23 protein-coding genes and 1 riboswitch are annotated in these 25,685 nt (G+C 69.3%); of the genes, 21 read left to right on the forward strand and 2 right to left on the reverse strand.

Annotation, left to right across the window (positions count from 1 at the left end; all coding sequences use genetic code 11):
• Positions 1–18 precede the first annotated feature (18 nt).
• The 17 genes from BM43_RS24685 to metF all read left to right on the forward strand — a co-directional run bounded on the left by BM43_RS24685 (position 19) and on the right by metF (position 18,835).
• Positions 19–2,022, forward strand: coding sequence for a methyl-accepting chemotaxis protein (locus BM43_RS24685; RefSeq protein WP_036048593.1), 2,004 nt, complete (start codon positions 19–21; stop codon positions 2,020–2,022).
• Between the two features lie 12 nt (positions 2,023–2,034).
• Positions 2,035–3,009: a CheR family methyltransferase gene (locus tag BM43_RS24690; RefSeq protein WP_036048590.1), complete on the forward strand. Its 975-nt coding sequence runs from the start codon at positions 2,035–2,037 to the stop codon at positions 3,007–3,009.
• Positions 3,006–3,692, forward strand: coding sequence for a chemoreceptor glutamine deamidase CheD (gene cheD / locus BM43_RS24695; RefSeq protein WP_036048588.1), 687 nt, complete (start codon positions 3,006–3,008; stop codon positions 3,690–3,692). The genes BM43_RS24690 and cheD overlap by 4 nt, the downstream gene beginning before the upstream one ends.
• Entirely contained in the window at positions 3,689–4,762 is a 1,074-nt protein-coding gene (locus tag BM43_RS24700; protein ID WP_036048586.1) for a protein-glutamate methylesterase/protein-glutamine glutaminase, read from the forward strand. The genes cheD and BM43_RS24700 overlap by 4 nt, the downstream gene beginning before the upstream one ends.
• A 39-nt stretch (positions 4,763–4,801) precedes the next feature.
• A complete protein-coding gene (gene cheY, locus BM43_RS24705) occupies positions 4,802–5,197 on the forward strand; it encodes a chemotaxis response regulator CheY (RefSeq protein WP_013696282.1) in 396 nt (131 codons plus the stop codon).
• Between the two features lie 3 nt (positions 5,198–5,200).
• Positions 5,201–5,917: a protein phosphatase CheZ gene (gene cheZ / locus BM43_RS24710; protein WP_036048583.1), complete on the forward strand. Its 717-nt coding sequence runs from the start codon at positions 5,201–5,203 to the stop codon at positions 5,915–5,917.
• A gap of 368 nt (positions 5,918–6,285) precedes the next feature.
• Positions 6,286–6,786, forward strand: coding sequence for a DUF2844 domain-containing protein (locus tag BM43_RS24715; protein ID WP_042287116.1), 501 nt, complete (start codon positions 6,286–6,288; stop codon positions 6,784–6,786).
• A 17-nt stretch (positions 6,787–6,803) separates the two neighbouring features.
• On the forward strand, positions 6,804–8,051 hold the full coding sequence (locus BM43_RS24720; protein WP_036052895.1) for a DUF3443 domain-containing protein: 1,248 nt from the start codon (positions 6,804–6,806) through the stop codon (positions 8,049–8,051).
• A gap of 198 nt (positions 8,052–8,249) precedes the next feature.
• A complete protein-coding gene (locus tag BM43_RS24725; protein WP_013696286.1) occupies positions 8,250–8,771 on the forward strand; it encodes a VOC family protein in 522 nt (173 codons plus the stop codon).
• Between the two features lie 295 nt (positions 8,772–9,066).
• On the forward strand, positions 9,067–10,281 hold the full coding sequence (gene flhB / locus BM43_RS24730; protein ID WP_013696287.1) for a flagellar biosynthesis protein FlhB: 1,215 nt from the start codon (positions 9,067–9,069) through the stop codon (positions 10,279–10,281).
• The gene (flhA, locus tag BM43_RS24735) at positions 10,278–12,380 is read left to right on the forward strand and encodes a flagellar biosynthesis protein FlhA (RefSeq protein WP_013696288.1); all 2,103 of its coding nucleotides are present in this window, start codon (positions 10,278–10,280) and stop codon (positions 12,378–12,380) included. The genes flhB and flhA overlap by 4 nt, the downstream gene beginning before the upstream one ends.
• The gene (gene flhF / locus BM43_RS24740) at positions 12,377–14,149 is read left to right on the forward strand and encodes a flagellar biosynthesis GTPase FlhF (RefSeq protein ID WP_036048577.1); all 1,773 of its coding nucleotides are present in this window, start codon (positions 12,377–12,379) and stop codon (positions 14,147–14,149) included. The genes flhA and flhF overlap by 4 nt, the downstream gene beginning before the upstream one ends.
• Positions 14,142–14,954, forward strand: a complete 813-nt coding sequence (locus BM43_RS24745; RefSeq protein ID WP_013696290.1) for a nucleotide-binding protein — start codon at positions 14,142–14,144, stop codon at positions 14,952–14,954. Before flhF ends, BM43_RS24745 begins: the two co-directional genes overlap by 8 nt.
• 25 nt (positions 14,955–14,979) lie before the next feature.
• Positions 14,980–15,744, forward strand: a complete 765-nt coding sequence (locus tag BM43_RS24750; protein WP_036038254.1) for an RNA polymerase sigma factor FliA — start codon at positions 14,980–14,982, stop codon at positions 15,742–15,744.
• A 143-nt stretch (positions 15,745–15,887) separates the two neighbouring features.
• A riboswitch (S-adenosyl-L-homocysteine riboswitch) is annotated at positions 15,888–15,956 on the forward strand.
• Between the two features lie 98 nt (positions 15,957–16,054).
• Entirely contained in the window at positions 16,055–17,473 is a 1,419-nt protein-coding gene (gene ahcY, locus BM43_RS24755; RefSeq protein WP_036038256.1) for an adenosylhomocysteinase, read from the forward strand.
• 152 nt (positions 17,474–17,625) lie between these two features.
• Positions 17,626–17,979 carry a phage holin family protein gene (locus tag BM43_RS24760; protein WP_036048574.1) on the forward strand — a complete coding sequence of 118 codons (354 nt, stop codon included), beginning with the start codon at positions 17,626–17,628 and terminating at the stop codon, positions 17,977–17,979.
• A gap of 19 nt (positions 17,980–17,998) precedes the next feature.
• Entirely contained in the window at positions 17,999–18,835 is an 837-nt protein-coding gene (metF, locus tag BM43_RS24765; protein ID WP_036048571.1) for a methylenetetrahydrofolate reductase [NAD(P)H], read from the forward strand.
• Between the two features lie 119 nt (positions 18,836–18,954).
• Here metF and BM43_RS24770 read toward each other — a convergent pair whose 3' ends face one another.
• A complete protein-coding gene (locus BM43_RS24770; protein WP_036048569.1) occupies positions 18,955–19,647 on the reverse strand; it encodes a dienelactone hydrolase family protein in 693 nt (230 codons plus the stop codon).
• 281 nt (positions 19,648–19,928) lie between these two features.
• Between BM43_RS24770 and BM43_RS24775 the strand changes: the two genes are divergently transcribed.
• Together BM43_RS24775 and BM43_RS24780 are read left to right on the forward strand one after the other, a co-directional pair.
• A complete protein-coding gene (locus tag BM43_RS24775; protein WP_036048567.1) occupies positions 19,929–21,029 on the forward strand; it encodes an NAD(P)H-dependent flavin oxidoreductase in 1,101 nt (366 codons plus the stop codon).
• Positions 21,030–21,449: 420 nt separating this feature from the next.
• The gene (locus BM43_RS24780; protein WP_036038260.1) at positions 21,450–22,592 is read left to right on the forward strand and encodes a branched-chain amino acid ABC transporter substrate-binding protein; all 1,143 of its coding nucleotides are present in this window, start codon (positions 21,450–21,452) and stop codon (positions 22,590–22,592) included.
• Between the two features lie 87 nt (positions 22,593–22,679).
• Here BM43_RS24780 and BM43_RS24785 read toward each other — a convergent pair whose 3' ends face one another.
• Positions 22,680–23,885 (reverse strand): MFS transporter, encoded by a 1,206-nt coding sequence (locus BM43_RS24785; RefSeq protein WP_036052893.1) that lies wholly within the window; start codon positions 23,883–23,885, stop codon positions 22,680–22,682.
• A 189-nt stretch (positions 23,886–24,074) separates the two neighbouring features.
• Between BM43_RS24785 and BM43_RS24790 the strand changes: the two genes are divergently transcribed.
• Together BM43_RS24790 and BM43_RS24795 are read left to right on the forward strand one after the other, a co-directional pair.
• Positions 24,075–24,824 (forward strand): HugZ family pyridoxamine 5'-phosphate oxidase, encoded by a 750-nt coding sequence (locus tag BM43_RS24790; protein ID WP_036048565.1) that lies wholly within the window; start codon positions 24,075–24,077, stop codon positions 24,822–24,824.
• A 386-nt stretch (positions 24,825–25,210) separates the two neighbouring features.
• A complete protein-coding gene (locus tag BM43_RS24795; RefSeq protein ID WP_013696300.1) occupies positions 25,211–25,504 on the forward strand; it encodes an H-NS histone family protein in 294 nt (97 codons plus the stop codon).
• Positions 25,505–25,685 lie beyond the last annotated feature (181 nt).

Here is a 25,685-nt window from a genome sequence, read left to right on the forward strand (position 1 = left end):
TCTCGGGGGAGACTGATGATGCTGCACAACTGGTCGATTCGCACGACGCTGACCGCCGTGGGATTGTCGTTCGTGGTTCTCACCGCCGTGGTCGGCGGACTCGGCCTGGTGGCGCTGAACCAGACCGGCGCGGCGTTCAACGAGATCGTCGGCGGCGACCTGCCGGCGATCCGCTCGCTGAGCGACACCTCGTCCTACCTGCTGCGCACGCGCGTGGCGCTCGATCGGGTGCGCGCGCTGACCGAGTCCGGCAACGTCGAGGAGACGCAGAGCGCGCTGAACCGCGCGCAGGCGCTCTACGAGCAGTCGGCGCAGAACTGGCAGGCGTTCCAGGCGGCCAGGAAGCTCGGCATCGACAGCGCCCTGCTCGACGAGGCCAACACCCGCCACGACGCGCTGAAGACCGCGGTCGACGCCGAGTTCGCGGCGATCAAGGGCGGCGACATCGCCGGCTACCACGCGATCGCCGATGCGCAGATCAGCCCGATGTTCGTGGCCTACGACGGCACGGTGGCGAACCTGACGGCCGCGCTCGAGAAGCGCGTGGCCAGCCATCGCGAGAACACCCAGTCGCAGATCTCGCTGATGATCACCTGCATCGCGATCGGCATCGGCCTGTCGGTGGTGATGATCGTGGTGGTGCGCCTGGCGCTGCGCGGCCTGATCGTCGGCCCGCTGGAGCGCGCCATCAGCCAGTTCGAGCGGATCGCGGCGGGCGACCTGTCCGAGCCGGTGCGCGAGTTCGGCAACAGCAACGAGATCGGGCGCCTGTTCACCGGCATCGGCCGCATGCAGAAGGCCATGACCGAGATGGTGAAGTCCGTGCATCGCGGCGCCGAGTCGATCGACGTCGGCGCGCACGAGATCGCCAGCGGCAACGTCGACCTCTCGCAGCGCACCGAGCAGCAGGCCGCCTCGCTGCAGGAAACCGCTTCCAGCATGGAGCAGCTCACCGGCACGGTGCGCCAGAACGCCGAGAACGCGCGCCAGGCCAGCCAGCTGGCCGTCAACGCCTCCGACATCGCCACGCGCGGCGGCGACGTGGTCAGCGAGGTGGTCACCACCATGCAGGCGATCTCGGTCAGCTCGAACAAGGTGGTCGACATCATCGGCACCATCGAGGGCATCGCGTTCCAGACCAACATCCTGGCGCTCAACGCGGCGGTGGAAGCCGCCCGCGCGGGCGAGCAGGGCCGTGGCTTCGCGGTGGTGGCGGGCGAGGTGCGCTCGCTGGCGCAGCGCAGCGCCACGGCGGCCAAGGAGATCAAGCAGTTGATCGGCGATTCGGCCGACAACGTGCGCAGCGGCTCGGAGCTGGTCGAGCGGGCCGGCGCGACGATGGCCGAGATCGTGCAGGCGGTGCGTCGCGTGACCGACATCATCGGCGAGATCAGCGCCGCCTCGCACGAGCAGTCGACCGGCATCGAGCAGATCAACCGCGCGGTCGGCCAGATGGACGCGGTCACCCAGCAGAACGCCGCCCTGGTCGAGCAGGCCGCGGCAGCGGCGGCTTCGCTGGAAGACCAGACCCGGCAACTGAAGGCGGTGGTGGGCGGCTGGCGCGTCGAGGGCGGCGCGGCCGCGCTCGCGCAGGCCGTCGCCGAACCGGTGCTGCGCAAGCCGGCCTCGCTGCCGGCGCCGCAGGCCGCCGCGGCTTCGGCCCCGGCCGTCGCGCATGCCGACCCGCACAAGGAAGCGCACAAGGACGTCCATAAGGAAGCGAGCCCGGCCGAGCCGGCATCGGTCGGCGCGGCAAGTACGCCGACCACGCCGATGCGTCGTCCCGCCACAGCTGCCGGCGGCGTCCGTGCCGGCGCGAGCCGTGCCGCCGCGGGCGCGACTGCCGCCCGGGCAGGTGCCGCCGCCGCCGCGCCGGCGCCCGCCGCCAAGGCCGGTTACGCGCCGCGCGTGGCCAAGGGCGCCGAGGCCGGTGCCGCGCTCAAGCGCCCCGCCCTGTCCAGCGAGTCGAAGCCGGCACTGGCCGCCGCGGCCGGCTCCGACGACGACTGGGAAACCTTCTAAGCCGAGCCCGAGATGAATGCCCGCCCCGCGCCCCGTACCGAGCCTGCGACCGCGCCTTCGCCGCGCGCGTCGGAGGCCGGCCGCGACTTCGCGTTCACCGGTGAGGATTTCGCGCGTATCCGCGCGCTGATCCACCGGCGCGCGGGCATCTCGCTGTCCGAGCACAAGCGCGACATGGCCTACAGCCGCCTGGCGCGGCGCCTGCGCGCGCTGGGCCTGGACAGCTTCCGCGACTATCTCGACCGGCTCGAGCGCGACAACGACCCGGTCGAGTGGGAAGCCTTCACCAATTCGCTGACCACCAACCTGACCGCGTTCTTCCGCGAGGCGCATCACTTCCCGATCCTCGCCGAGTTCGTCAAGACGCGGCCGGCGCCGGTCTCGGTCTGGTGCTCGGCGGCCTCCACCGGCGAGGAGCCGTATTCGCTGGCGATCACCCTGCTGGAGGCGCTCGGTCCCTCGGCGGCGCGCCAGGCCAGCATCCTCGCCACCGATCTCGACACCCAGGTGCTGGAGAAGGCGCGGCTGGGCATCTACACCTTCGACCAGGTCAAGCATCTCTCGCAGGAGCGGCTGCGCCGCTTCTTCCTGAAGGGCACCGGCCCGCAGGCGGGGCGCGTCAAGGTGCGCCCGGAGCTGCGGCAGATGATCCGCTTCGAGCCGCTGAACCTGACCGACGCCGACTACGGCATCGGCCAGGGCTTCGACGCGATCTTCTGCCGCAACGTGATGATCTATTTCGACAAGCCCACGCAAGGGCAGGTGCTGACGCGCTTCGAGCCGCTGCTCAAGCCCGGCGGCCTGCTGTTCGCCGGCCACTCGGAGAACTTCTCCTATGTGACGCAGGCGTTCCGGCTGCGCGGCCAGACCGTCTACGAACGCACCCGCGATGCCGCGTCGGCCGCGGGTCCGGCGCGCGCGCGCCTGCCCGCCGGCGTGCCGGCGGCGGCCAGCGCCGCGCCCAGCCTGGCCGGGGAGGATGCATGAGCGCACTGCCGATCGCGAGCAATCACTACTTCGACAACCACTTCGGCCGTCCCGGCGTGAAGCTGCTGCCCAACGAGTTCTTCACCACCCGCGAGGACATGGTGCTGGTCACCGTGCTGGGCTCCTGCGTGGCGGCCTGCCTGCACGACCCGTTCGCGGGCCTGGGTGGGATGAACCACTTCATGCTGCCCGACGACGGCGCCGACGCGCGCGCGCCCGCTTCCGACTCGATGCGCTACGGCGCCTACGCGATGGAAGTGCTGATCAACGAACTGATCAAGGCCGGCGGCAAGCGCGAGCGCTTCGAGGCCAAGGTGTTCGGCGGCGCGGCCGTGCTGGCCGGCATGACCACCATCAACATCGGCGACCGCAACGCCGATTTCGTGCGCCGCTACCTGGCGCTCGAGAAGATCCGTATCGCCGCTGAGGACCTGCAGGGCACGCATCCGCGCAAGGTCGCGTTCATGCCGCGCACCGGGCAGGCGATGGTCAAGAAGCTGCGGCTGTCGGTGCCCGGGGTGGCCGAACGCGAGGCCGCGCTGGCCCGCTCGGCGGCCGAGGCACGCGCCGCCCGCGCGCAACGCGCGCGCGCCCACGTCGAGCTGTTCGCCACGCCGGCCGCGCCGAAGCCGCGCGTCGAGCTGTTCGGCTCGACGGCTACAACGAAAAAGCAGGAGGCATGAGCACCGTGCAGAAAATCAAGGTATTGTGCGTCGACGATTCGGCGCTGATCCGCAGCCTGATGACCGAGATCATCAACAGCCAGCCCGACATGGCGGTCTGCGCGACGGCGCCGGATCCGCTCGTCGCGCGCGAGCTGATCAAGCAGCACAACCCGGACGTGCTGACCCTGGACGTGGAAATGCCGCGCATGGACGGGCTCGACTTCCTGGAGCGCCTGATGCGGCTGCGTCCGATGCCGGTGGTGATGGTATCGTCGCTGACCGAGCGCGGCTCGGAAATCACCTTGCGCGCGCTCGAGCTCGGCGCGGTCGACTTCGTCACCAAGCCGCGCGTGGGAATCCGCGACGGCATGCTCGACTACGCCGAGAAGCTGGCCGACAAGATCCGCGCGGCGGCCCGCGCGCGCGTGCGGCAGGCCGCGCCCGCCAGGCCGGCGGCGGCCGGCCAGGCCAGCGCGCCGCTGATGAACAATCCGCTGGTCAGTACCGAGAAGCTGCTGATCGTGGGCGCCTCCACGGGCGGCACCGAGGCGATCCGCGAGCTGCTGGTGCCGCTGCCGCCCGACGCGCCGGCGGTGCTGATCGCGCAGCACATGCCGCCCGGCTTCACCAAGTCCTTCGCGCAGCGCCTGAACACGCTGTGCCGGATCGCGGTGAAGGAAGCCGAGCATGGCGAGCGGGTGCTGCCGGGCCATGCCTATATCGCGCCCGGCCATGCCCACCTGCTGCTGGCGCGCAGCGGCGCGAACTACCTGGCCCACCTGTCGGACGAGCCGCCGGTGAACCGGCATCGTCCCTCGGTCGACGTGCTGTTCCGCTCGGCGGCGCTGCACGCGGGCAAGAATGCGATCGGCGTGATCCTGACCGGCATGGGCCGCGACGGCGCGGCCGGCCTGCTGGAGATGAAGCGCGCCGGCGCGCGCACCTTCGCGCAGGACGAGGCCAGCTGCGTGGTGTTCGGCATGCCGCGCGAGGCGATCGCGCTGGGCGGGGCCGACGAGGTGGTGCCCCTGAACGAGATGAGTCGGCGCGTGCTGGCCGCGATGGGCGAGCGTGTGCAGCGCGTCTGAGGACGCGGCGAGAATACCGAATTTTGCAGAGGAACCGTGATGGACAAGAACATGAAGATTCTGGTGGTGGACGATTTCCCGACGATGCGTCGAATCGTTCGCAACCTGCTGAAGGAGCTCGGCTACTCGAACGTCGACGAGGCCGAGGACGGCGCGGCGGGGCTCGCGCGCCTGAAGGGCGGCGGTTTCGATTTCGTGATCTCCGACTGGAACATGCCGAACCTCGACGGGCTGGCGATGCTCAAGGCGATCCGCGCCGATGCCGCGCTCACGCACCTCCCGGTGCTGATGGTGACCGCCGAGTCGAAGAAGGAGAACATCATCGCGGCCGCCCAGGCAGGCGCGAGCGGCTACGTGGTGAAGCCGTTCACCGCGGCCACGCTCGACGAGAAGCTCAACAAGATCCTCGAAAAGATGGCCAAGGCCGGGAGCTGACGAATGGACGAGCCGATTCATGCGGCGCTGGCCGGCGCCGGCTTTCCGGCCGAGCAGGGGGCGGATGGCGCAGATCTCACCAGCGACCGGATTCTCGCGCGGATCGGCCAGCTGACCCGCACGCTGCGTGATTCGATGCGCGAGCTCGGGCTCGACAAGCACGTCGAGCAGGCCGCGATGGTGGTGCCCGACGCGCGCGACCGGCTGCGCTACGTGGCCGACATGACCGAGCAGGCCGCCGAGCGCGTGCTGACCGCCATCGAGATCGCCAAGCCGGTGCAGGAGCGGCTGCAGGCCGAGGCCGAGGCGCTCGAGGCGCGCTGGGCCACCTGGTACCGCGCGCCGATCGAGCGCGCCGAGGTGCGCGAGCTGATGGACGACACGCGCGGCTTCCTCGGCGCGCTGCCCGAGGCCACCTCGGCGACCCGCACCCAGCTGCTGGAGATCATGCTGGCGCAGGACTTCCAGGACCTGACCGGGCAGGTGATCAAGAAGATCATGGAGATGGTCTACCTGATCGAGCAGCAACTGCTGGCGGTGCTGGTCGAGAACATCGCCCCCGAGCGCCGCGAGCAGTTCGCCGCCAACGCGGCCGCGCTGGCCGCCGAGGGACATCCCGATACGCTGCTCAACGGTCCGCAGATCGCACCCGAAGGCCGCACCGACGTGGTCCAGGACCAGGCGCAGGTCGACGACCTGCTGGCCAGCCTGGGGTTCTGATCCAGCCGCCCGCGGGCCGTTTCATTTTGTGATCCGGCTCGGCTCGCGGCCGGTTTCGCCCCGCCGGCCGGCGCTTCGTTACAGTTGCTTACCAGCCGGCGAATCGCGTTTGGTTTTTGCTGTCGGCCGAAGGCATACTACCGATCGACATTGGCGTCCTGCCCGGCTGGAATTCAGGCGGGACGGGTGATCCGAAACGCGGTCCGCCGGATTCGGTCGCGGGTTCGGTCGTGATTCGGCCACGAATCCGGCTGCGAATCCGGCCGAGGATCGGCAGACGATCGACGGTTTGCACTGCGGGCGCCAGCGGCGCGCGTCTCGCGCCGCGGTGCCGGCTTACGAGGGGTGACAGGGTGAAATCGACAAGCATGCGCGGCCTCGCCGCGAAATGGGCCGCCGGCGCGCTGGCGGCGGGATGCGCCAGCGGCGCGTTCGCCGAACTGGGCGGGCCGCCCTCGGCGCCGCCCGCCGACGACACGGCCGCGGTGGTCCGCACGCTCTCGCCCTCGCGGGCCGCGAGCACGAAACTCGCCAACACGGCGCAGTCCACGGCCGGCTACACGGTGCGCGAAACCACCCTCGGCTCCGGCACGGTGATCCACGAATACCTCGGCAGCAACGGCAGCGTGTTCGGCGTGGCCTGGCAGGGCCCCACCCAGCCCGATCTCGCCTCGCTGTTCGGCAGCTATTTCTCCCAGTACAGCGCCGGCGTCCAGGCCTCGCACGCGAGCCGCGGCCTGCGCGCGCCGATCGCGATCGACTCGAGCGCGCTGGAGGTCCGCTCGGGCGGCCACATGGGCGCCTTCGTCGGCTCGGCCTGGCTGCCCGCGCTGCTGCCCGCCGGCATGACCGGCGCCGATATCCAGTGACCACCGGGAGCCCCATCTTGCGTACTTCCTCGAATCCCTTCCGCTGGCTCGCCGCGCTGGGCCTGGTCGCGATCACGGCCGCGCTGGTCGCCTGCGGCGGCGGCGACGGCGGCAGCGGCGCCAGCAACAACGCCAGCACGCCGAGCTCCGGCGGCGGCACCGTCGGCAGCGGCAATACCGGCACCGGCAACCAGGTGCCGATCGTCGTCAATGCGGGCCTCGGCAACGTGGTGAACATGCCGACCGTCAGCGTCACGGTCTGCGCGCCCGGTACCTCGAACTGCCAGGTCATCAACAACGTGCTGCTCGATACCGCCTCGTTCGGGCTGCGGCTGGTCGGCTCGGCGGCCTCCAGCGTGCTCGGCAGCCTGCCGACGCAGACCGCGAGCAACGGCGGCACCCTCACCGAGTGCGGCCAGTTCGTGTCGAGCTTCACCTGGGGCTCGGTGCGCTCGGCCGACGTCAAGCTGGCCGGCCTGACCGCCAGCGCGGTGCCGATCCAGATCATCGGCGACCTCGGCACCTCGAACGTGCCCAGCTCCTGCTCGAACGGCGGCAGCTCGGCCAACTCGGTCGCCGCGCTCGGCGCCAACGGCATCCTCGGGGTAGGCCAGTCGCCGTTCGACTGCGGCAGCGCCTGCGTCAACTCGACCGCCAACAGCAACTACTACTCGTGTCCGTCGAGCGGCAGCTGCACCCGCACCACGCTGGCGCTGAACCGCCAGGTGGCCAATCCGGTGGCGCGCTTCCCGAGCAACAACGACGGCGTGATCGTCCAGCTCGGCACGCCCAGCGGCGGCAACGCGAGCGGCACGCTGACGCTGGGCGTCGGTTCGCTGCCGGGCGGCGTCACGCGGCTCGGCACCACCACCTCGGGCAACGTGGCGGGGACCTTCCAGGCCCGCGCGATCGCCTCGGCGTTCTTCGACACCGGCTCGAACGCCTATTTCTTCGACTCCACCGACAGCAGCACGCCGCTGCCGCCCTGCAGCAACAATGCCTCGTTCTACTGCCCGAGCACCACGCAGAACCTGACGGCCTCGCTGACCGGCACCGACCTGAGCACCCTCAACGTGAGCTTCTCGGTCGCCAACGCGCAGACGCTGTTCAACAGCAACGGCTTCGCGCTGGCCAACCTGGGCGGGCCGTTCGGCCAGAACCAGACGCTCGACTTCGGGCTGCCGCATTTCTTCGGCCGCAGCATCTACTTCGGCTTCGACCTGCGCGGCCTGGGCGGCACGCAAACGCCGTACGTCGCGCTCTGACGGGCCGCCGCGGCCCGCGCGCCCGAAGGGCGCGATCGTCCCGCCCGCGAGGGCGTGGCGGTCGCGCCCTTTTTCATTTGGCGTGCGACTGGCGCGCTCGCCTATCATCGAGGTTCGGCCGCGCGATCCCGGCGCGGCGTTTCCAGGCGCATCGAGGGTCGGCCCGCGGCGCGGTCCGGCCCCGCAAGGAGGCAGGCGATGACATCCATCCCGGCGACGGCGCAGCCGTCGATCCAGCGCATCACGCCGTTCCTGTGGTTCGACCAGGAGGCCGAGGCGGCGGCGAATTTCTACGTCTCGGTGTTCGACGATTCGCGCATCACGCGCGTGGCCCGCTACGGCAAGGAGGGCGCGCGGGCCGCCGGCCAGCCCGAAGGCACGGTGATGACGGTGGCCTTCGAGCTGGCCGGCCAGGGTTTCTCGGCGATCAACGGCGGCCCGGTGTTCCGCATCAGCCCGGCGGTGTCCTTCGTGGTCAATTGCCGGACCCAGGACGAGATCGACCGCTACTGGGCCAGCCTGGCCGAGGGCGGCGATGCCGGGGCGCAGCAGTGCGGCTGGCTCAAGGACCGCTTCGGCGTGTCCTGGCAGATCGTGCCGGTGCAGTTGCCGGCCTTGCTCGGCGAGGCCGACGCGGCGCGCGCGGGCCGCGTGATGGCCGCGCTGATGAACATGAAGAAGCTCGATCTCGCCGAGCTGGAGCGCGCCGCCGCCGGTTGAGGGCCCTCGCGGCGGATGCATGAGGGCAGGCGGCCGGCCGCGGGCAGGGCGGGCCGCCGCTGCCGCCTTCGCGCCCCGGCGGTCTCCCCGTCTTCAGCCCTGTCGTCGGCCTCATTTCCCGCCCCGCGCCCGCCTGCTCCCTCCCCCGCGCGCCCTGTCGTTTTTACCGCCCCCGCCTTCCATCGCCGGAAATACCCCGGTTTCCCCGCTTTCCTCGACCGATCGCCGCTCGACACGTCCATCAATAATCGATGCACTGGAAATGGCATCCCGCCGTTTCCGCGTGGAGGCTGCAGTGGCAGAGGACAGCGATCTCGAGAAAACCGAAGAAGCCACCCCCCGGCGCCGTGAAAAGGCGCGGGAGGAAGGGCAGGTCGCGCGTTCGCGCGAGCTGTCCTCGTTCGCGCTGCTGGCGGCCGGCTTCTACGGGGCGTGGATGCTGTCGGGCCCGATCGGCGAGCACCTGCGCACCATGCTGCGCGGCTCGCTCGGCTTCGATCGCGCCGCCGCCTTCGACACCCACGCGATGCTTACCGGCGCCGGCCGCGCCGGCATGGAAGGGCTCTCGGCGCTCGCGCCGGTGCTGGCGCTGACCGGCCTGGCCGCGCTCGCCGCGCCGATCGCGCTGGGCGGCTGGCTGCTGTCGGGCAAGGCGATCGGCTTCAAGTTCGACCGCCTCAACCCGATCAGCGGGCTGGGCCGGATCTTCTCGCTGCAGGGGCTGATCCAGCTCGGCATGGCGCTGGCCAAGACGGTGGTGGTGGGCGGCATCGGCGGCATCGCGATCTGGAAGAGCCGCGAGGAACTGCTCGGCCTGATGATGCTGCCGCTGCACCAGGCGCTGGCCGATACGCTGCACCTGGTGGCGGTGTGCTGCGGGGTGACGGTGGCCGGCATGCTGGTGGTGGCCGGCATGGACGTGCCCTACCAGCTCTGGCAATACAACAAGAAGCTGCGCATGACCAAGGAAGAGGTCAAGCGCGAGCATCGCGAGAACGAGGGCGATCCGCACGTGAAGGGCCGGATTCGCCAGCAGCAGCGCGCCATGGCGCGCCGCCGCATGATGGCCAACGTGCCCAAGGCCGACGTGGTGGTCACCAACCCGACCCACTTCGCCGTGGCGCTGCGCTACACCGACGGCGAGATGCGCGCGCCCAAGGTGGTGGCCAAGGGCATCAACCTGGTGGCCGCGCGCATCCGCGAGCTGGCCGAGGAGCATCGCGTGCCGATCCTGGAAGCGCCGCCGCTGGCGCGCGCGCTTTATCACAACGTCGAACTCGAACGCGAGATCCCGGGTCCGCTGTATTCGGCGGTGGCCGAGGTGCTGGCCTGGGTCTATCAGTTGAAGCGCTTCCGCAGCGAGGGCGGCGCGTTCCCGGCCGAGCCGACCGACCTGGACGTGCCGGCCGAGCTGGACAAGGGCGCGAGCGTCTCGGAACAGGACGAGGCCGAGGAAGCGACCGAGGTACTGGGCGAGGGCGCCGCGCGCCGTGACGGAGGTGCCGCATGAGCACGCCCACCGGAGCGCTCGGCAAGCGCGTCGGCCGGCTGGACGTGGCCAACCTGCGCGCGCTGGCCGGCCCGATCCTGATCTGCATGATCCTCGGCATGATGATCCTGCCGCTGCCGCCGCTGCTGCTGGATCTGCTGTTCACCTTCAATATCGCGCTGTCGGTGATGGTGCTGCTGGTCAGCATGTACACCATGAAGCCGCTCGATTTCGCGGCCTTCCCCAGCGTGCTGCTGTTCTCCACCCTGCTGCGGCTGTCGCTGAACGTGGCCTCCACGCGGGTGGTGCTGCTCGAGGGCCATACCGGCCCCGACGCGGCCGGCCAGGTGATCGAGGCCTTCGGCCACTTCCTGGTGGGCGGCAACTTCGCGGTCGGCATCGTGGTGTTCGTGATCCTGATGATCATCAACTTCACGGTGATCACCAAGGGCGCGGGGCGGATCGCCGAGGTGTCGGCGCGCTTCACGCTCGACGCGATGCCGGGCAAGCAGATGGCGATCGACGCCGACCTCAACGCCGGCCTGATCAACGAGGAGCAGGCCCGCAAGCGGCGCGTGGCGGTGGCCCAGGAAGCCGAGTTCTACGGCTCGATGGACGGCGCCTCGAAGTTCGTGCGCGGCGACGCGATCGCCGGCCTGATCATCATGGCGATCAACGTGATCGGCGGGCTGATCGTCGGCATCGTCCAGCACGACATGAGCTTCGCCGCGGCCGGCAAGAACTACACGCTGTTGACCATCGGCGACGGCCTGGTCGCGCAGATCCCCTCGCTGGTGATCTCGACGGCGGCCGGCGTGATCGTCTCGCGGGTGGCCACCGACGAGGACATCGGCACCCAGATCACCGGGCAGTTGTTCACCAACCCGCGCGTGCTGACCATCACCGGCACCATCATCGTGATGATGGGCCTGATCCCCAACATGCCCCACTTCGCGTTCCTGCTGCTCGGCGGCGGCTCGATCTGGATGGCGCGCGTGATGCGCCGCCGCGAGGCGGCCCGGCACGCGGCCGGCGACCTCACCGAGATCGCCCCGCCCGCGGCGCTGCCGGCCGACAGCCACGAGGCGACCTGGGAGGACGTCACGCTGATCGACACGCTGGGCCTGGAGGTCGGCTACCGGCTGATCCCGCTGGTCGACAACAGCGGCGACGGTGAGCTGCTCAAGCGCATCAAGGGCATCCGCAAGAAGTTCGCGCAGGAAATCGGCTTCCTGCCGCCGGTGATCCATATCCGCGACAACCTCGAGCTGCGCCCCAACGGCTACCGGATCGCCCTGAAGGGCGTCGAGGTCGGCACCGGCGAGGCCTTCCCGGGCCAGTGGCTGGCGATCAACCCCGGCCAGGTGACGGCCGCGCTGCCCGGCGCGCAGACGCGCGACCCGGCCTTCGGCCTGCCGGCGGTGTGGATCGACGTGTCGCAGCGCGAGACGGCGCAGGTTTACGGCTACACGGTGGTGGACGCCAGCACCGTGGTGGCCACCCACCTCAACCACCTGGTGGTGCAGCACGCCGCCGAGCTGCTCGGCCGCCAGGAAGTGCAGGCGCTGCTGGAGCGCACCGGACGCGACGCGCCCTCGCTGGTCGAGGACCTGGTGCCCAAGACGGTCTCGCTGACCACCCTGCAGCGCGTGCTGCAGAACCTGCTCGAGGAAGGCGTGCCGATCCGCGACATGCGCACCATCATCGAGGCGGTGTCCGAGCAGGCCGGCCGCATCACCGATCCCTACGACTTGACCGCCGCGGTGCGCCTGGCGCTGGGCCGCGCGATCACCCAGCAGTGGTACCCGGGCTCGGGCGAGATGCAGGTGATGGGGCTCGACGCGAATCTTGAGCGGGTGCTGTCGCAGGCGCTCGCCACCGGCGCGAATCCCGGCCTCGAGCCGGGGCTCGCGCAGACGCTGCTGATGGGCACGCAGGACGCGATGCTCCGGCAGCAGAACATGGGCCTGCCGCCGGTGCTGCTGGTGCAGCACGCGCTGCGGGCGATGCTCGCGCGCTTCCTGCGCCGCAGCCTGCCGCAACTGAAAGTGCTGTCCTACGCCGAAGTGCCGGAAACACGCACGATCAAAGTCACGAACGTCATCGGGGGTAACGCTTGAACATCCGCAAATTCACCGGCCCGACCAGCCGCGACGCGCTGCGTCTGGTGCGCGAGGCGCTTGGCGGCGATGCCGTGGTGCTGTCGAACCGCACGATCGAGGACGGCTCGGTCGAGATCGTCGCGCTGGCCGACGCCGAGCTGGCCGCGCTCGCGCCGAAGGTGCCTGCCGCCGCGTCGCTGGCCGCGCAGGCACGCGCGCTGCCGCCCGCGACCCGCCCCGCGCCGGCCGAAGCCGCGCCGCGCCTGGCGGTGCCGCCCAATCCCTATGCTTCCGGCGACGTGTTTTCCTCGGTGTTCGGCGCCAGCGCCGAGGCCGACGAGAATGCGAGGGACGCGCATGACGAAGCGCTCGAGGCGGGCGCCGCGCCGGCCGCCGAGGCCGTGCCGCCGACCTCGACGCCCGCGCCCTGGCTGGTCGAGCATGCCCGGCGCCTGACGCGCCGCCACGACGAGATCGTCGCGCCGGCCGCGCGCGCCGAGGCCGCCGTCGATCCGCGCGAGGCCCGCGACAGCCGTGAAGCGGCCGCCGCGCGCGACGAAGGCGTGACGCCCGAATGGGCGCGCGACATCGTGCGCAGCGTCGCCGCGCGCCTGCCGGCCGAAGCCGGCGGCAGCGCCGAGGCGAGCGCCGCGCGCCCGGTTCACGGCGCCCGCGCCGCGCAGGTCCGCGCGGCGGAGCCGGTTGCTCCGGCCGCCGCCAAGCCGGCCGCGCGCGCCGCGAATCTCTCGAATCCCGCCAGCGCCACGATCGCCGACGAGATCAACGCGCGCATCGAGCGCATCGTCAACGAGACCGTGATGAACGAGCTCAGCGCGATGCGCGGCATGATGGAGGAGCAGTTCGCCGGCCTGGTATGGGGCGATCGCCAGCGCCGCAGCCCGCTGCACGGCGCGCTGACCAAGCGCCTGTTCTCGGCCGGCTTCTCGGCCCAGCTGGTGCGCACCGTGGTCGACAACCTGCCGGCCGAGCTGGCCGAGGGCAGCTTCGACGGCGCCTGCGACTGGGCCGAATCGGTGCTGGCCGGCAACCTGCCGGTGCTCGACAGCGAGGATGCGCTGATGGAGCGCGGCGGCGTGTTTGCGCTGATGGGCCCCACCGGCGTCGGCAAGACCACCACCACCGCCAAGCTCGCGGCGCGCTGCGTGATGCGCTTCGGCGCCAGCAAGGTGGCGCTGCTGACCACCGACAGCTACCGGATCGGCGGCCACGAGCAGCTGCGCATCTTCGGCCGCATCCTCGGCGTGCCGGTGCACGCGGTGAAGGACGGCGGCGACCTGCAGCTCGCGCTCTCCGAGCTGCGCAACAAGCACATCGTGCTGATCGACACGATCGGCATGAGCCAGCGCGACCGCACCGTGTCCGACCAGATCGCCATGCTGCAGGGCGCCGACACGCCGGTGCAGCGCCTGCTGCTGCTCAACGCCACCAGCCACGGCGACACCCTCAACGAGGTGGTGCAGGCCTATCGCGGCGCGGGCCAGCCCGACCTGGCCGGCTGCATCCTGACCAAGCTCGACGAGGCCACCAACCTCGGCGGCGTGCTCGACACGGTGATCCGCTACCAACTGCCGGTGCACTACGTGTCGACCGGGCAGAAGGTGCCGGAGAACCTCTACGTGGCGACCCGCAAGTTCCTGCTCAAGAGCGCCTTCTGCGTGCCGCGCGACGGCTCGCCCTTCGTGCCGCACGACGACGAACTGCCCGGCATGCTGTCGGCCCTTGCCGGCCGCCCGGGCGCCGGACATCACGAGGTCTACTTTGGATAAGCACACCACCGATCAAGCCGAAGGGCTGCGGCGCCTGCTGGCCGGCCGCGCGACCCGCATCGTCGCGGTGACGGGCGGCCCGGCCGGGGTCGGCTGCACCACCACGGTGGTCAACCTGGCGGCGGCGCTGGCCGCGCTGGGCAAGGACGTGCTGGTGGTCGACGAGCGCTCCGACGTGGATTCGGCCGCCGCCACGCTGGCCGGCTCCTGGGTGCGCACCGGCAGCACGGTGCGCCACGCGGCCGGCTTCTCGATCTGCGTGGCCGCCGAGCTGGCGCGCGACGGCTATGACGATGCCCGCCTCGCCGCCTACCTGGACGGCGCGGCCGACATCGTGCTGGTCGATGCGCAGCGCGACGCCGAGGGCGCGTTCTCCGCGCTCGCGCGCGCCGCCAACGACGTGCTGGTGGTGACCCGCGTGGCGGGCCCGGCCATCACCGAGGCCTATGCCTGCATGAAGCGGTTGCACTACGCGCATGCGCTCGCGCAGTTCCGGGTGCTGGTCAACCACGTGCAGAGCGCGGCCGACGCGCGCGCGGCCTACGAGAACCTGGCCGGGGTGGCGAGCCGCTATCTCGCGGTGGCGCTCGACGAGGGCGGCTACGTGAGCGCCGATCCGCTGGTGGCGCGCGCCCGCGAGCTGGTGCACACGGTGGTCGACGCCTTCCCCTCGGCGGCCGCCGCGCGCGACTACCGGCAGATCGCGCAGGACCTGCTGTACTGGCCGATGCGCCCGGCGCGCGCGGCCGCTCGGGCCTATGCCGGACATCCGGCGATCGAACGGGGCGCGGCGCACGCCGCCTGACCCACGGGCACTCTGGAGGGAGCCGATGTACAACGCTCAAGGAAAACTGTCCACGTCCGCGACGATGGCCGAAGCGGGGATGGGGCAAGCCGAGGTGCTCGCCAAGTACGCGCCGCTGGTGCGTCGCCTCGGGCTGCAGCTGGTGGCGAAGATGCCGGCCAGCGTCGACCTCGACGACCTGATCCAGGCCGGCATGATCGGCCTGCTCGATGCCGCGAGCCGCTACAAGGAAGACCAGGGCGCGCAGTTCGAGACCTATGCCACGCAGCGCATCCGCGGCGCGATGCTCGACGAGCTGCGCAGCAACGACTGGCTGCCGCGCAGCCTGCGCAAGACCTCGCGCGAGGTGGAGCAGGCCGTGCATCGCGTCGAGCAGCAGCTCGGCCGTTCAGCCAACGAGAGCGAGATCGCCTCGCACCTGGACATGCCGCTGCCCGATTACCAGGCGATGCTGCAGGACCTGCACGGCAGCCAGCTGATCTACTACGAGGATTTCGATCGTTCCGCCGACGACGAGCCCTTCCTCGACCGTTATCGCGTCGATCATTCCGACCCGCTTTCCGCGCTGCTCGACGACCACCTGCGCGCCGCGCTGGTGGAGGCCATCGAGCGGCTGCCCGAGCGCGAGAAGCTGCTGATGTCGCTCTATTACGAGCGGGGCCTGAACCTGCGCGAGATCGGCGCGGTGCTGGAGGTCAGCGAATCGCGCGTGTGCCAGCTGCACAGCCAGGCGGTGGCGCGGCTGCGCGCGCGCCTGCGCGAGCAGGCCTGGGTCGGCGCCGAGCACTGAGGACGGCCGCCGCGCGCGCGCGCGCGGCGCGTCCTGTCCCCGTCCCGGCATTTCGGGACCGATCGAGGCGATTTCAAATAGATACGCATTTCCGTGGCGCGCGTGCGGGAATTCTTCGCGGCACTTTGCTACAATCGCCGTTCGTTTCCAAGGAGCGTTGCGACAGGCATCGGCCTGCCAGGCTTGGAAATCTTCACCGCGCGGCATTCGCCCCGCCGGCGCCGGGTCTGCCGACTCGCCGCGCCGCCCGGGCCGCCGCACTCTGAACGGCGCTCACGTCACCAATCTTTGACCAAGAAAGGAGGGCGTGATGAACGCCGTTATCGACTCGAAAGCCTCGCAGGACTACCTCGTCGCCGACCTGGCACTGGCTGCCTGGGGCCGCAAGGAACTGACCATCGCCGAGACCGAAATGCCCGGCCTGATGCAGATCCGCGACGAATACAAGGCAGCGCAGCCGCTCAAGGGCGCGCGCATCGCCGGCTCGCTGCACATGACGATCCAGACGGGCGTGCTGATCGAGACGCTCAAGGCGCTCGGCGCCGACGTGCGCTGGGCCTCGTGCAACATCTTCTCGACCCAGGACCACGCGGCCGCCGCGATCGTCGAAGCCGGCACGCCGGTGTTCGCCTACAAGGGCGAGACGCTCGACGAATACTGGGAATACTCGCACCGCATCTTCGAATGGCCGAACGGCGAGTTCGCCAACATGATCCTCGACGACGGCGGCGACGCGACCCTGCTGCTGATCCTCGGCTCGAAGGCCGAGAAGGACCGCTCGGTGATCGGCAAGCCGACCAACGAGGAAGAAGTGGCGCTCTACAAGTCGATCGCCGCTCACCTGGACATCGATCCGCAGTGGTACTCGAAGCGCCTGTCGCACATCAAGGGCGTGACGGAGGAAACCACCACCGGTGTGCATCGCCTGTACCAGATGGAAAAGGACGGCCGCCTGCCGTTCCCGGCCTTCAACGTCAACGACTCGGTCACCAAGTCGAAGTTCGACAACCTGTACGGCTGCCGTGAATCGCTGGTGGACGGCATCAAGCGCGCCACCGACGTGATGATCGCCGGCAAGATCGCGGTGGTGGCCGGCTACGGCGACGTGGGCAAGGGCTGCGCGCAGTCGCTGCGCGGCCTGGGCGCGACCGTGTGGGTCACCGAAATCGATCCGATCTGCGCGCTGCAGGCGGCGATGGAAGGCTACCGCGTGGTGACGATGGAATACGCGGCCGACAAGGCCGACATCTTCGTCACGGCCACCGGCAACTTCCACGTGATCAACCACGACCACATGAAGGCGATGCGCCACAACGCGATCGTCTGCAACATCGGCCACTTCGACTCGGAAATCGACATCGCGTCGACACGCCAGTACCAGTGGGAAAACATCAAGCCGCAAGTCGACCACATCATCTTCCCGGACGGCAAGCGCGTGATCCTGCTGGCCGAAGGCCGCCTGGTCAACCTCGGCTGCGCGACGGGCCACCCGTCCTTCGTGATGTCGAACTCGTTCGCCAACCAGACGCTCGCGCAGATCGAACTGTTCGTGCGCGGCGAGCAGTACGAGAACAAGGTCTACGTGCTGCCCAAGCACCTCGACGAGAAGGTCGCGCGCCTGCACCTGGCCCGCATCGGCGCCAACCTGACGGTGCTGTCGGCCGAGCAGGCCTCGTACATCGGCGTGTCGCAGGACGGTCCGTTCAAGCCGAACCACTACCGTTACTGATCCCGCGCCCGGCCTCGCGCCGGGCACGGGCGTAGCGCGCCGCGCCCCCTGGCGGTTTCGGGGCCGGCGCGCCGCGCATCGCGCCGGCCGCATGCGCGGCCCGACCGGGTCGCGTCGAGCGGCCCGGTTTTTTTGCATTAGGAGCCCTTCACATGACCGTCATCCTGACCTGGATCATCAATGCCCTCGCGCTGCTGATCATCACCTACCTGGTGCCCTCGATCCACATCAAGAGCTTCGGGACGGCGCTCATCATCGCGGTGGTGCTCGGCCTGATCAACACCGTCATCCGGCCGGTGCTGATCCTGCTGACCCTGCCGGTGACGATCGTCACGCTCGGCCTTTTCATCCTGGTGGTCAACGCGCTCTGCTTCTGGTTCGCGTCCTCGCTGCTCAAGGGCTTCGAGGTATCGGGATTCTGGTCGGCGTTCTTCGGGTCGATCCTGTACAGCATCGTGTCGTGGCTCCTGTCCGCCCTGATCTTCGGCCAGCGCAACCTGGGCTGACGGGGATCCCTCCCGAATCATGAAACCGATCGAACTCTCCCTGGAATTCTTCCCGCCGAAGACGGCGGAGGGCGCCGACAAGCTGCGTGCCACGCGCGCGCAACTGTTGCCGCTCAAGCCGAAGTTCGTCTCCGTGACCTTCGGCGCCGGCGGCTCGACGCAGCAAGGCACGCTCGACACCGTGCTCGACATGCAGAAGGACGGCCTGTCAGCCGCCCCGCACCTGTCGTGCATCGGCTCGTCGAAGGACAACCTGCGCGCGATCCTGGACCAGTACCGCTCGCACGGCATCCGCCAGATCGTGGCGCTGCGCGGCGACCTGCCCTCGGGCATGGGCGAGGTCGGCGAGCTGCGTTACGCCTGCGACCTGGTGCGTTTCATCCGCGCCGAGCATGGCGACTGGTTCCACCTGGAAGTGGCCGCCTACCCGGAATACCATCCGCAGTCGCGTTCGCCGAAGCAGGACCTCCAGCACTTCGCCGACAAGGTGAAGGCCGGCGCGAACTCGGCGATCACGCAGTACTTCTTCAACGCGGACGCGTATTTCCGTTTCGTCGACGATGCCGCGCGGCTCGGCGTCGAGGTGCCGATCGTGCCCGGCATCATGCCGATCACGAACTACTCGCAGCTGATGCGCTTCTCCGAGATGTGCGGGGCCGAAGTGCCGCGCTGGATCGCGCGCCGGCTGGAGAGCTTCGGCGACGATCGCGAATCGATCCGCGCCTTCGGCGCCGACGTGATCACCGCGATGTGCGACCGGCTGATCAAGCAGGGCGTGCCGGGGCTGCATTTCTACACGCTCAACCTGGCCACGCCCACGCGCGTGGTCTGCGAACGGCTCGGGCTGTCGAGCTGAACGCGGGCGGCGGGCGGCTCCTTGCCCGGGCTGCCGGCAAACGAAAAACGGACCGTTTCCGGTCCGTTTTTTTTTCGTCCGCGCCCCGTCGAAGCATGACGGGAGGCAGGGCTGCCCGCTTACAGGTTCTCGGCGAGGAACTGCAGGGTGCGGCCGTGCGCGAGCGCGGCGGCGCGCTGGTCGTAGGAGGCGCGCACGTTGCAGTTGAAGCCGTGGTCGGCCTCGGGATAGAGATGCACGGCGGCGTTCGGGCGGCCCGCGAAGGCGGCCTTCACCTGCTCGACGTGCTCGGGCGTGATGCCGTGATCGAGCCCGGCATAGTGGAACAGGATCGGCTGGGTGATGTGGTTGGCCACGTCCAGGTGGTTCTGGATGCCGCCGCCGTAATAGGCCACCGCCACGTCGAACGCGCCGGAGGCGGCCGCCAGGTAGGCGAGCCGGCCGCCGAAGCAGTAGCCGATCCCGGCCACCTTGCCCTCGACCTCGGGACGCGCGCGCAGCGCGGCCGCCGCCGCGGCGATGTCGGCCGCGGCCTGGTGCACGTCGGTCTTCTGCAGCAGCTCGATGCCCTTGTCGCGGTCGGCGCCTTCATAACCGAGCTCGACACGCGGCTGGGTGCGCCAGAACACGTCCGGCGCGAGCGCCACGTAGCCGTCGGCCGCGTACTGGTCGGCGACCGAGCGGATATGGCCGTTCACGCCGAAGATCTCCTGAATGATGACCACGGCCGGGCCCTTGCCGCCCTTGGGCAGTGCGAGGTAGCCGCCAAATGATTCCTGGCCGGCGGGGATGTCGATCCATTGCGAACTCATGCTGTTCTCCAGATGGCGGGCGCGCGCGACGATGGCGCGGCCACGGTGAAAAGGGCGGCGTCAGTGTGCCATCGTTCGCGCTTCGCTGCAGTGCGTCAGGCGCTTGTAGGTTTGGGCGCGATGCGGCCGCGCCGCGCGGGCATCCTGCTCTCACTTTTCCGGATAGCAGCGATCACGAGGTTTCATTATCCGGCGCGTTCCGGCTTCGCTAGAGTCGAAGTCGAACCCATCGACCTCGCGCGCCTCGCGTGCCCCGGCCGCGCCTTCCCCGGAGCCCTGCCATGTCCCCTGCCTCGCCGTCCGCCGTTTCCTTCGCCGAACGTTTCGGCCTGCGCCTGCCGCTGGTGCAGGCGCCGATGCTGGGCGCGAGCCCCGCCGCGATGGTGGCCGCGGTCTCGAACGCCGGCGCGCTCGGCAGCCTCGGCGGCGCCGGCCTCGCGCCCGAGCGGCTCGCCGCCGAGATCGAGACGATCCGCGCGGCCACTGCGCGCGCCTTCGCGGTGAACCTGTTCGTGCTCGACGAGGCGCGTCCCGACGAGGCCACGGTGCGTCGCGCGCTGTCGGCGATCGATCCGCTGCGCGCGCGCTTCGGCCTGGCTCCCGGCGCGCCGCTGGCGCGCTACGCGCCCGATGCCGAGGCCCAGCTCGAGGTGCTGGTCGCCGCGCGCGTGCCGATCGCGAGCTTCACCTTCGGCGTGTTGAGCGCGGCCCAGGTGCAGCGCCTGCACGCGGCCGGCTGCTACGTGATCGGCACGGCCACCCACGTGGCCGAGGGCATCGCCTGGCGCGATGCCGGCGCCGACGCGATCTGCGCGCAGGGCGCCGAAGCGGGCGGCCATCGCGGTACCTTCATCGGCCGCGCCGAGGACGCGCTGATCGGCACCATGGCGCTGGTGCCGCAGTTGATCGACGCGACCGGGCTGCCGGTGCTGGCCGCGGGCGGCATCATGGACGGACGCGGCATCGCCGCGGCGATCGCCCTGGGCGCGCAGGCCGCGCAGCTGGGCACGGCCTTCCTGGCCTGCGCGGAAAGCGGGATCTCGCAGCCGTGGCGCGAGCAACTGGCCAGGGCCGATGACACCGCGACGGTCGTCACCGACGCGATCTCGGGCCGTCATGCGCGCGGCATCCGCAATGCGATGATTTCGACGCTGTCCGCGCAGGCGGAAACGATTGCGCCGTATCCGGTGCAGAACGCGCTGACCCAGGAATTGCGGCAGGCGGCCGGCCGCGCGGGCGATGCGGATTACCTGTCGCTGTGGTCGGGCCAGGGCGGCCCGCTGGGTCGGCGGCGCGGCCAGGGCCTGCGCGCGGCGGCGCTGGTCGAGGCGCTCGACGACGAATGGCGCGAAGCGCGCACGTGCTTCGCGAAGCTGCCTTGAGTCCCGCGCCCGTGATTGCGCGGGCTGGCCCGGTGCTGCACGGCAGTGAATTGTTTCCGGCCGAAGTCATTGATCCGCAACATCATCCGGCCATTAATCCCGTGAATAAAACAACCCTTCGTCATCCAGAATGAATTAGCGGAAACCCTTAACCACCAAGGGTTTCCGTAATCCCATACAGACTGTCGCATGGCCGCGACATCGGTAGTGCTCCCACTATTCCAAAAAGATCCCACAAATTAATTTGATCACCTACACTTGCGCGCAAGTACGGTGAGACGCCCGCTACAAGCGGATGCCTCGGGTGCTTGCAGCCACGTGCATGACAGATGCGGCCGGCGAAACTCCAGTGGTGGAAGACACCGGGGATGGAGCGGGGAACCGGCGATGGCATTTTTTGGATCGAAACTGGAGACTTCCATGAATATCAAGATGCAAAAGCTGTTGCCGATCAGCGCGGCGGTGATGGTGTTTGCGGCGTTCGCGACGAACGCATCGGCCGACCAGGTCGTGAAGATCGGCCACGTCGCGCCGTTGACGGGCGGTATCGCCCACCTCGGCAAGGACAATGAAAACGGTGCCCGTCTCGCGGTCGAGGAAATCAACGCGAAGGGCCTGACGATCGGCGGCCAGAAGATCACGCTCCAGCTCGATGCCCAGGACGACGCGGCCGACCCGCGTACCGCCACCCAGGTTGCCCAGAAGCTGGTCGACGACAAGGTCGTCGCCGTGGTGGGCCACCTGAACTCGGGTACCACGATCCCGGCCTCGAAGATCTACAGCGATGCCGGCATCGTCCAGATCTCGCCGTCGGCCACCAACCCGGCCTACACGCAGCAAGGCTTCAAGACCGCCTACCGGGTGGTCGCGACCGATGCGCAGCAAGGCCCGGCACTGGCCAACTACGCGCAGTCGAAGGGCTTCAAGTCGGTGGCGGTGGTCGACGATTCGACCGCTTATGGCCAGGGCCTGGCCAACGAGTTCGAGAAGAAGGCCAAGGCGCTCGGCCTGAAGGTGCTCTCGCACGACGCGACCAACGACAAGGCGGTCGACTTCCGCGCGATCCTGACCAAGATCAAGGGTGAAAACCCGGACGCGATCATGTACGGCGGCATGGACGCCACCGGCGGCCCGTTCGCCAAGCAGGCCAAGCAGCTCGGCCTGCGCGCCAAGGTGCTGGCCGGCGACGGCGTGTGTACCGAGCAGCTTTCTGACCTGGCGGGCGATGCCTCGTCGAACGTGATCTGCTCGCAGGCCGGCGCGGCCCTCGAGAAGATGCCGGGCGGCTCGGAATTCCAGGCCAAGTACCAGAAGCGTTTCGGTCAGCCGATCCAGATCTACTCGCCGTTCACCTATGACGCCGTGTACATCATCGTCGATGCGATGAAGCGCGCGAACTCGGTCGATCCGGCCAAGATCCTGGCGCAAATGCCGAGCACCGACTACAAGGGCGTGATCGGCGAGACCGTGTTCGATTCGAAGGGTGACCTGAAGCACGGCGTGATCTCGCTGTACGACTACAAGGGCGGCAAGAAGACCTTCCTTGACCAGGTTCAGATGTAAGCTGCGGCCGCAGAGGGGGTAAAGGGCGCCCGTCGAGAGACGGGCGCCCTTTCTTTTGGCGCCGCCGCCAGGGCGGCCCGGAACGGTTCAGACCTTCAGCCGCAGCATCACCTTGGGCGCCGCGACGGCGACGATCGCCGCGCACAGCGCGACGATGCCGAGCCCGACCGGCAGCCCCGCGGCCTGCGCGACCGCGCCGATCACCACCGGCCCGAACATCAGCCCGAAGTAGGCGAGGCCCGCCACGTGCGCGAGGCCCTCGGCCGGCGAGATGCCGGCCACCCGCGCGGCCGCCGCGAACAGCAGCGGCATCATGTTGGCCAGGCCCAGGCCCATCATCGTGAAGCCGACCAGGGCCGGCACCGGCTCGGGCAGCAGCAGCGCGCCGAGCATCCCCACGCAGGCGAAGCTGGCGCTGGCGAACACCAGTTGCGGCGCGCCGAAGCGGGCGCGCACGAAGTCGCCGGCGAAGCGGCCGGCGGCCATGCCGCCCGAGAAGGCCGCGTAGGCGGCGCTCGCGAAGGCCGGCGAGGCGGCCACCACGTCGCGCATGTAGACGGTGGCCCAGTCGTACATCGCGCCTTCGGCGATCAGCGAGACCAGCGCGATCGCGCCGAGCATCCACAGCGTCGGCGAGCGCCAGCGGTTGCCCGAGCGGCCGTGCCCGGACTCGGCGTGCGGCACATGCGGCAGCACGGCCGGGCAGGCGATCACCAGGATCACCGCGCACAGCAGCGAGGCCAGCGCGAGGTGCAGGCTCGGCGCCATGCCGGCCGACAGCGCGATGCCGCCGAGCGCGGCGCCGGCCAGGCCGCCGATGCTGAACATGCCGTGAAGCATCGAGATGATCGGCCGGCCGAAGGCGATCTCGACCGCGCTGGCCTCGGCGTTCATCGCCACGTCGAGGGTGGCCATGCTGAAGCCGAACAGCATCAGCACCACGATCAGCAGCGCGTAGCTCGGCGCCACCAGGATCAGCGCGCCGAACACCGACATGCCGATGCCGCCGGCCAGGCAGGCGGTGCGCGTGCCGACCCGGGCGATCCATTTCGCATTGGTGGTCATCGCCACGATCGAGCCGACCGCCACCGCCAGCAGGGCCAGCGAGAGCAGGGCCGGGCTCAGCGCGAAGCGGTCGCGCACGGTGGGCACGTGCACGCCCCAGGACGCATACATCATGCCGGCGATGAAGAACAGGGCCATGGTCGCCAGGCGCGCGCGCCGGCGATCGCCCGAGGACAGGTCGCGGTGGGCGGCGGGCAGCGGCGGCAACTGGGGAGAATGGTCGGACACGGTGAGCTCGGCAACGCGCGGCGCGGCGGGACGCACCCGCCGCTCGCGCGGATCGGTTTGGAATCGGAGGCGCGCGGCGCCCGCGGCCGGCGGGCCTGGGCGACAATGCGCGCAAGCGCCCGATTCTAACGGAGCGTCGTGCCCGGCGCTCTCGGCCGGGCGTCCCCCGGAGCCAGGAAGGAGCCTGCCTTGCACATCCCCGCCGAATTGCCGATCCACCTGCTGCACCGCCGGCAGGTCGCCACGCTGGCGACGCATGCGCGCGAGCCGGCCGGTTTTCCCTATCCGAGCGCGGTGCCGTACGCGACCGATGCGCGGCACCGGCCGGTGATCCTGGTCAGCGCGCTGGCCGAGCACACGCGCAATCTCGATGCCGATCCGCGCGCGGGTTTCCTGGTCGCCGACGAGGCGCCGCCGGTGGCGGTCGCGCCGCTCGCGCCGGCCGATACTTCGGCGCACGAGGCGGCGCACGAGGCGGCGAACGACGCGGCGGCACCGGCCGCGGCGGTGCTCGAGGCGCAGCGCATGACCCTGCTCGGCCGCTTCACGGCGGCCGGGGAGGATGCCCATCTCGCCGCCCGCTACCAGCGTTACCACCCCGATGCGGCCCGGTATCTCGCGCTCGGCGATTTCAGCCTGCGCGTGCTCGAGATCGAACGCCTGCGCTTCATCGGCGGTTTCGGCCGCATGGGCTGGGTCGAGTCGGCGGAGCTCAATGCGCTGACGCCGCTGTCCTTCGAGGAGGAACAGGCGCTGTGGGCGTCATATCCCGGCGGCAATCACGAGGCGATTTGTCTGCTCGGCGTCGATCGTTTCGGCGCGGATTGGCGAATCGCGGGACAGTTGCGACGGACGAATTTCGGCGAAGCGGCGCATGACTTCACGGCGCTGGAGTCGGCCTTGCGCGAGATTTCGACGAATTTCGGGCTGCGTCGATAGACAATTCTGTCGGCTTTCCGATATCGTCGATCGAATCGATGCACTTTTTCGGTGCATTAGGATTTGTCTGAAATCGGGTCGAAGTTGTCGCAGCATGAAAACTTTCAAATGTTCGGCATGCCGGCCGTTGCGCGTCCTGAGAGCATGAATATATGAACAAATTCTGCCTAATCGATTGTGTCAATCATTTAAGCGGTAATTGAATTGCCGTTCAAGCTTCAAGTTCCTTGATGATTAATCACAATCCGGAACATTTATTTGCGTTGCGGACGATTCCCCGCATTGTTTTTTGTGCTAATCTCTGCCTCCATAATCCGAGGCATCGTTACGTGAAAATGGTTCAGCCGGCACAGACCGGTTCCGTTTAGTCAGAGAAAAGGGAATATATGTCTTCTTACAAGGACCTTCTCGCACAGCGGGAAAAGCTGGAGAAGCAAATCGAGGAAGCCAAGGCGAGTGAATATGCCGCGGTCCTCAACGACGTGAAACAGAAGATCTCCGATTACGGCTTCTCGCTGGCCGAACTCGGTCTGAAGGGTGCCAAGGCGGCCAAGGCCGGCCGTGCCCGTGCCGGTGTCGCCGCGAAGTACCGCGATCCGGAATCGGGCGCGACGTGGTCGGGTCGCGGCAAGCCGCCGCGCTGGATTGCCGGCAAGAATCGCGATCAATTCGCGATCTGAATCCCGAAGGCGGCTTAAACCCGAGCCGTCTCCCGGAAAAATGAAGGCCATTCATCTCGTCGGCGAGATGGGTGGCCTTTTGTTTAGTTATCTAGACAACCGGGGCCGTATCGTGCCGAGCCTAATCGGTCTCATTGCCGCCATGGTCGCTGGGCGTCATCCATAAGCACCTGATTTGCCG

The organism is Burkholderia gladioli (assembly GCF_000959725.1).
Lineage (GTDB): Bacteria > Pseudomonadota > Gammaproteobacteria > Burkholderiales > Burkholderiaceae > Burkholderia > Burkholderia gladioli.

Excerpts from the sequence above, each read along its gene's own strand:
- BM43_RS24685 (WP_036048593.1), top strand. The coding sequence starts at position 19 with ATGCTGCACAACTGGTCGATTCGCACGACGCTGACCGCCGTGGGATTG.
- BM43_RS24690 (WP_036048590.1), top strand. The coding sequence starts at position 2,035 with ATGAATGCCCGCCCCGCGCCCCGTACCGAGCCTGCGACCGCGCCTTCG.
- cheD (WP_036048588.1), top strand. The coding sequence starts at position 3,006 with ATGAGCGCACTGCCGATCGCGAGCAATCACTACTTCGACAACCACTTC.
- BM43_RS24700 (WP_036048586.1), top strand. The coding sequence starts at position 3,689 with ATGAGCACCGTGCAGAAAATCAAGGTATTGTGCGTCGACGATTCGGCG.
- cheY (WP_013696282.1), top strand. The coding sequence starts at position 4,802 with ATGGACAAGAACATGAAGATTCTGGTGGTGGACGATTTCCCGACGATG.
- cheZ (WP_036048583.1), top strand. The coding sequence starts at position 5,201 with ATGGACGAGCCGATTCATGCGGCGCTGGCCGGCGCCGGCTTTCCGGCC.
- BM43_RS24715 (WP_042287116.1), top strand. The coding sequence starts at position 6,286 with ATGCGCGGCCTCGCCGCGAAATGGGCCGCCGGCGCGCTGGCGGCGGGA.
- BM43_RS24725 (WP_013696286.1), top strand. The coding sequence starts at position 8,250 with ATGACATCCATCCCGGCGACGGCGCAGCCGTCGATCCAGCGCATCACG.
- flhA (WP_013696288.1), top strand. The coding sequence starts at position 10,278 with ATGAGCACGCCCACCGGAGCGCTCGGCAAGCGCGTCGGCCGGCTGGAC.
- BM43_RS24750 (WP_036038254.1), top strand. The coding sequence starts at position 14,980 with ATGTACAACGCTCAAGGAAAACTGTCCACGTCCGCGACGATGGCCGAA.
- ahcY (WP_036038256.1), top strand. The coding sequence starts at position 16,055 with ATGAACGCCGTTATCGACTCGAAAGCCTCGCAGGACTACCTCGTCGCC.
- BM43_RS24760 (WP_036048574.1), top strand. The coding sequence starts at position 17,626 with ATGACCGTCATCCTGACCTGGATCATCAATGCCCTCGCGCTGCTGATC.
- metF (WP_036048571.1), top strand. The coding sequence starts at position 17,999 with ATGAAACCGATCGAACTCTCCCTGGAATTCTTCCCGCCGAAGACGGCG.
- BM43_RS24770 (WP_036048569.1), bottom strand. The coding sequence starts at position 19,647 with ATGAGTTCGCAATGGATCGACATCCCCGCCGGCCAGGAATCATTTGGC.
- BM43_RS24775 (WP_036048567.1), top strand. The coding sequence starts at position 19,929 with ATGTCCCCTGCCTCGCCGTCCGCCGTTTCCTTCGCCGAACGTTTCGGC.
- BM43_RS24780 (WP_036038260.1), top strand. The coding sequence starts at position 21,450 with ATGAATATCAAGATGCAAAAGCTGTTGCCGATCAGCGCGGCGGTGATG.
- BM43_RS24795 (WP_013696300.1), top strand. The coding sequence starts at position 25,211 with ATGTCTTCTTACAAGGACCTTCTCGCACAGCGGGAAAAGCTGGAGAAG.